We start from the raw sequence: 5,470 nt of genomic DNA, 5'->3' as shown, positions 1-5,470 counted from the left end.
CCGGACCCGACCGCGCGATATTGCCTCGCCGCCGCCATGGGGGCGTGACCGTCAATACGATTCACGAATAGAGCCTTCGGATTTGGTCCTATTCGGCTCGACCGCCGTGCAGCTTGGACCATTGCACCGGATCGTGCAGGAAGCTGCGCACCGCCTCGATGGTCTTCTTGTCGAACAGGCTGTCCTGCTCGGCCACTTCCAGCACGTCCCACCAATTGGCCAGATAGGACAGGCTGACGCCGGCTTCGTTCAGCGACTTCAGGGCGCCGGGGAACACCCCGTAGAAGAACACCACCGCCGAATGCTTGATCACGCCGCCGGCTTCGCGGATGGCGTTGCAGAAATTGACCTTCGAGGCGCCGTCCGAGGCCAGATCCTCGACCAGCACGACGCGGGCGCCCGGGGCGAACTCGCCCTCGATCTGGGCGTTGCGGCCGAAGCCCTTGGGCTTCTTCCTGACATACAGCATCGGCAAACCCATCGATTGCGAAATCCACGCGGCATAGGGAATGCCCGCCGTCTCGCCGCCGGCAATGGCGTCGGTCGATTCGTAGCCGGCGTCACGAGTGATCGCCTGGGTCATCAGGTTGCAGATAGTGGTGCGCGCGCGCGGGAAGGAAATCACCTTGCGGCAATCCACATAGACCGGGCTGGCCCAGCCCGAGGTCAGGATGTAAGGCTCTTCCGGACGGAAGTTGACGGCCTTGATTTCCAACAAGATGCGAGCGGTGGTGATGGCCGCCTGCTTCTGTTCGGGCGTGCGGGAAGCGGTCTGCATGGAAGAACACCTTATGCCTGGGTTGTCGGCTTTGCGGTCTATAGGCACAATCGCGCTTTCCTGCAAGCCGACAATCAAGGAAGCGCATTGATGTCCGATCTTATCTTGGTGAACCGCGAAGGCAACATCGCGACGGTGGTGCTGAACCGCCCGGACCGCATGAACGCGCTGAACCTGCCGATGTGGCAGGGCCTGGCCCAGGCCTTCGAGAGCCTGGCCGATGATGCCTCGGTCGGCGCCATCATCGTGCGCGGAATCGGCCAAAAGGCCTTCGCGCCCGGGGCCGACATCGAGGAATTCGAAACGCTGCGCGCCAATGCCGCCCAGGCCAAGGAATACGACGTGGTGATGCGCCGCGCGCTCGACGCGGTCAGGACCTGCCCCAAGCCGGTGGTCGCGCTGATCTTCGGCCCCTGCGTCGGCGGCGCGCTGGAACTGGCCTGCTGCTGCGACATGCGCATTTCCGCCAAGTCGGGCAAGTTCGGCGTGCCGATCAACAAGATTTCGGTGGTGATGGCCTATCCCGAGATCAATGCCATCCGCCGTATCGCCGGCCCGGCGGTCGCCGCCGAGATCTTGCTGGAGGCCCGTGTGTTCGACGCCGACGAGGCCTTCGCCAAGGGACTGTTGAACCGCGTCGTCGCCGACGACGAGGCCGAGGCCGAAGCCCACGCCACCGCCAAGCGCATCGCGGCCGGCGCGCCGCTGGCCAATCGCTGGCACAAGGCCTTCCTGGCCCGCCTGGACGATGCCACGCCGATCAGCGACGCCGAACTGAATGAATGCTACGATTTCCTGGCAACCGAGGATTACGCCGAGGGCATGGCCGCTTTCCGCGAAAAGCGTCGCCCCGCCTTCAAGGGGAAATAGGGTGAGCGAAACTGCCCCGATCTGGGTCCTGGCCGACGACCGCGCAGGCAATGTCGGCCAGTGCCTGGGCGTCGCCGAGGCTCTGGGCCAGCCGTTCGTCGTCAAAGACATCCGGTACGGCCGGCTGGGCGGGCTGCCCAACCTGCTGCGCGGCGCCAGCCTGACCGGCATCACCGCCGACTCGGCCGCCGTCCTGACCGCACCCTGGCCGCGGGTGGTGATTGCCGCCGGGCGGCGCACCGCGCCGGTCGCCCGCTGGATCAAGCGCCGGTCGGGGGCGCTGCTGGTGCAGATCATGGACCCAGGCCCGGGCGGGCGGGCCGAGTTCGACATCATCGCCGTGCCCAGCCATGACGATTGCCGGCTTACCGGCGGCTTGGTGCTGCCGATCACCGGGGCGCCGCACCGGGTGACACCCGCCAAACTGGCCGAGGCGGCCGAGATGTGGGCGCCCCGCTTCGCCCACCTGCCCCGGCCGTGGGTGGCGGTGATCGTGGGTGGTGCGACACGGCGGCGCCCCTTCACCCCCGCCATGGCCGCCGAATTGGGCGGGCGGGCGGCCGACCTGGCGACGGGCGGCTCGCTGCTGGTCACCACCAGCCGCCGCACCGGCGCCGAATCCGAACAAGCCCTGCTGGCCGCCATCCCCCAGCCCAATTTCATCCATCGCTGGGGGGCTGCCGGCGACAATCCCTATTTCGGCTTCCTGGCGTTGGCGGATGCCCTGGTGGTGACGGGCGATTCGGTGTCCATGGCCTGCGAGGCCTGCGCCAGCCCCGCCCCGGTCTATCTGTTCGCCCCCGACGGCTGGGTGGTGGCCAAGCATGCCCGCCTGCACGCCCAATTGTTCACCCTGGGCCTGGCCCGGCCGCTGGAGGCCGGCACCCGGTTGGAACGCTGGAGCCACCCGCCGCTGAACGCCGCCACCGACATCGCCGCCGCCATTAAGGCCAGGCTGACATGATGACCCGCCTTGGCGCCCTGGCGGTGCTGATCGCCGCCCTGCCCGCCGCCGCCCAGGGGCTGAAGGGCATCAAGGGCGCCGACGACCGCGTCGAGGTCGCCGCCAACCAATATCCATGGAGCGCGGTGGCCCGGCTCAACAACGGCAAGGGCGGCCATTGCAGCGCCATCCTGGTCGGCCCGGCCCTGGCCGTCACCGCCGCCCATTGCCTGTGGAACAAAAGCACCTTGCGGCCGATGCCGCCCAGTTCGCTGCATGTCGTCGCCGGCTATGCCCGGGGCGCCTATCTGGGCGCCACCCGGGTTGTCGCCACCAGCATCGCGTCGGGCTGGCAGTTCGGCCAACCCTATTCACCGGCGCTGGCCGCCCATGATTGGGCGGTGCTGACCCTGGCCGAGCCGTTGGGCGACATCGCCGGCTGGGTCGCCATCGGCGAGGCGGCCGCAGCCGTTGATTCCTTGGTCGCCGTCGGCTACGGCCAGGACAAGGCGCATATCCCCGCCGCCCATATCGGCTGCGCCGTGGTCGGCCGCATGGGGGCCGGGCTTCTGACCCATGATTGCGACGCGGTTCATGGCGATTCCGGCGCGCCGGTGCTGGTGTGGCGGGCCGGTCAACCGACCCTGGCCGCCATCCATGTCGGCACCTTCACCTTCGAGGGCGGCCGCGTGCTGGGCGGCGCGGTGCCAAGCGCCAGCTTCGCAACCGAGGCGCGCAGGCTGGGAGCCCCGGCCAACGGCAAGGCCGGCCAGGCCAGCACCGCGCTGGCGCCCGACATCGCCGCCCGCGTCACCAAGCCATGATTTGATGCATTTCTGGCTTGCGATTCAGATCATTGCGCTTGCGCCTTGCTGCACGCAGAATGCTCGACCACCAGCAAAGGACACTACCCGGCGGCTGGACCGGGCGGGAGGATGAATGGCCAAGGCGAAATCCGGACGGGGGGCCCCCGCCGGCGACACGGATTTTGACTGGAGCAAGGCGCACGCGTTGCTGGCCGGTTTGCCCGGCGGCGGCCTGAACATCGCCTACGAAACGGCCGACCGCCACGTCGCTGACGGCCATGCCGGCCGCCCTGCCCTGGTCAGCCTGGGCCGACGCTACGAACGGCGCCAATTGTCCTATGGCGAACTGGCCGAGCAATCGGGCCGCGTCGGAGCCGCCTTGGCTGGCCTGGGCGTCGCCAAGGGCGAAGTGGTCGCCGTGCTGCTGGATCGCGGCCTGGAATTCTTCCTGGCGGCGCTGGGGACATGGAAGGCCGGCGCGGTGTTCTGTCCGCTGTTTTCCGCCTTCGGCCCCGGCCCGTTGAAGGCCCGCCTGGAATTGTCGCGCGCCCGCGTGGTCATCACCACCGCCAGCCTTTATCAGCGCAAGATGACCACCATCCGCGCTGCCCTGCCGGACCTGGCCCACGTCGTCACCATCGGCGAGCCGGGCGAGATTCCCGCCGGCTGTCACGACTTCGCCGCCTTGATCAACACGGTCGCGCCGATAGAACCGGTCGCCACCGCCGAGACCGATTCGGCCCTTTTGCATTTCACCAGCGGCACCACCGGCACCCCCAAGGGCGTGGTCCATTCACACCGCACCGTGCTGTCGCTGCTGGTCAGCGCCCGCCAGGTGTTCGAACTGTCGCCCGACGACGTCTATTGGTGCACCGCCGATCCGGGCTGGGTGACCTGTTCGTGCTACGGCATCATCGCGCCGCTGGCGGCCGGCTGCCTGTCGGTGATCGACGAGGCCGAGTTCGACACCAGGCGCTGGTACGGCATCTTGAAGGACGAGAAGGTGACGGTGTGGTACACCACGCCCACCAACATCCGCATGATGATGCGCTTCGGTGCCGCGCTGGCCCGCTCGTATCGCCAGAACTCGCTGCGCGTCGCCGCCAGCGTCGGCGAACCCTTGAACCGCGAGGCGGTGGCCTGGGGTGAAAAGGCTCTGGGCGTGCCGTTTCTCGACACCTGGTGGCAGACCGAAACCGGCGCCATCGCCATCGCCAACCGCATCGGCTGCGCCGAGCCGGGCAGCATGGGCCGGCCGCTGCCGGGCGTCCAGGCGGCGGTCGCCACCGCCAAGGACGGCAAACTGCACTTCTCGACGGAGGCCGACGCGGTCGGAGAATTGGCCATTCGCGCCACCCTGCCGTCACTGTTTTCCGGCTATCTGAACGACCCGGCCCGCACCGAGGCGTCATTCGCCGACGGCTGGTACCTGACCGGCGATCAGGTGCGGCTGGGGGCCAATGGCTGCGTATGGTTCATCGGCCGCATCGACGACATGATCAAGTCGGCGGCCCACACCATCGGCCCGTTCGAGATCGAATGCTCGCTGATGAACCATCCGGCGGTGGGCGAAACCGGCGTGGTCGGCAAGCCCGACCTGCTGCTGCGGGAAGTTCCGGTGGCCTTCGTCTCGGTCAATCCCGGCTTCGAGGCCGGCGATTCCCTGCGGCTGGAATTGTTGTCGTTCGCCCGCCACGAATTGGGCACCGCGATGGCGCCCCGTGAGGTTCACTTCCTGGAAAGCCTGCCCAAGACCACCACCGGCAAGATTCTGCGCCGCGCCTTGAAAGCCAAGGCGGTGGCCGAACCCGAGGACGACGATCCGGCCCCGCTTCCCTATCCGGGCCGCTTCGACGACGAATAGGGGGTATGTGTCCTTAGGGTCGGTCCGGTCCAGGATGAAGCACAATTCCTCCACCCGTCATGGCCGGGCTTAAGCCACTGCTGTCCGGTTTAATTTAGTGGACTGAGTGCACGGCGTTGATTCTACTCGTGTTCAGACGTTTGGCGCGTCTCCTGGACACGAATTGGAGCAACACCGTGCGGCATCAGAATAGCGTTTTTCATGACTTG

The 5,470-nt window shown here is 67.5% G+C and carries 5 protein-coding genes; 4 read left to right on the top strand and 1 reads right to left on the bottom strand.

Translation table 11 applies throughout. The annotated features are described in order from the left end of the window. Positions 1-88 precede the first annotated feature (88 nt). Positions 89-778, bottom strand: a complete 690-nt coding sequence (locus A6A05_RS01565) for an orotate phosphoribosyltransferase (protein ID WP_068496800.1) — start codon at positions 776-778, stop codon at positions 89-91. Between the two features lie 90 nt (positions 779-868). Here A6A05_RS01565 and A6A05_RS01560 point away from each other — a divergent pair, with 90 nt between their 5' ends. The 4 genes from A6A05_RS01560 to A6A05_RS01545 all read left to right on the top strand — a co-directional run bounded on the left by A6A05_RS01560 (position 869) and on the right by A6A05_RS01545 (position 5,261). Next, positions 869-1,648 carry an enoyl-CoA hydratase/isomerase family protein gene (locus tag A6A05_RS01560; protein ID WP_068496798.1) on the top strand — a complete coding sequence of 260 codons (780 nt, stop codon included), beginning with the start codon at positions 869-871 and terminating at the stop codon, positions 1,646-1,648. 1 nt (position 1,649) lies between these two features. Next, on the top strand, positions 1,650-2,612 hold the full coding sequence (locus tag A6A05_RS01555; RefSeq protein WP_068496796.1) for a mitochondrial fission ELM1 family protein: 963 nt from the start codon (positions 1,650-1,652) through the stop codon (positions 2,610-2,612). Then, complete coding sequence (locus A6A05_RS01550) at positions 2,609-3,415, top strand: trypsin-like serine peptidase (RefSeq protein WP_082910606.1); 807 nt, start codon at positions 2,609-2,611, stop codon at positions 3,413-3,415. Before A6A05_RS01555 ends, A6A05_RS01550 begins: the two co-directional genes overlap by 4 nt. Before the next feature lie 115 nt (positions 3,416-3,530). Then, a complete protein-coding gene (locus A6A05_RS01545; RefSeq protein WP_082910605.1) occupies positions 3,531-5,261 on the top strand; it encodes an AMP-binding protein in 1,731 nt (576 codons plus the stop codon). The last annotated feature ends 209 nt before the right edge of the window (positions 5,262-5,470 follow it).

Origin of the sequence: Magnetospirillum moscoviense (assembly GCF_001650635.1) — a bacterium.
Classification (GTDB): domain Bacteria; phylum Pseudomonadota; class Alphaproteobacteria; order Rhodospirillales; family Magnetospirillaceae; genus Magnetospirillum; species Magnetospirillum moscoviense.
This window is presented reverse-complemented; position numbering and strand designations above follow the sequence as displayed.

Coding starts and splice junctions, on each gene's coding strand:
- A6A05_RS01545 (WP_082910605.1), top strand. CDS start 3,531: ATGGCCAAGGCGAAATCCGGACGGGGGGCCCCCGCCGGCGACACGGAT.
- A6A05_RS01560 (WP_068496798.1), top strand. CDS start 869: ATGTCCGATCTTATCTTGGTGAACCGCGAAGGCAACATCGCGACGGTG.
- A6A05_RS01565 (WP_068496800.1), bottom strand. CDS start 778: ATGCAGACCGCTTCCCGCACGCCCGAACAGAAGCAGGCGGCCATCACC.
- A6A05_RS01550 (WP_082910606.1), top strand. CDS start 2,609: ATGATGACCCGCCTTGGCGCCCTGGCGGTGCTGATCGCCGCCCTGCCC.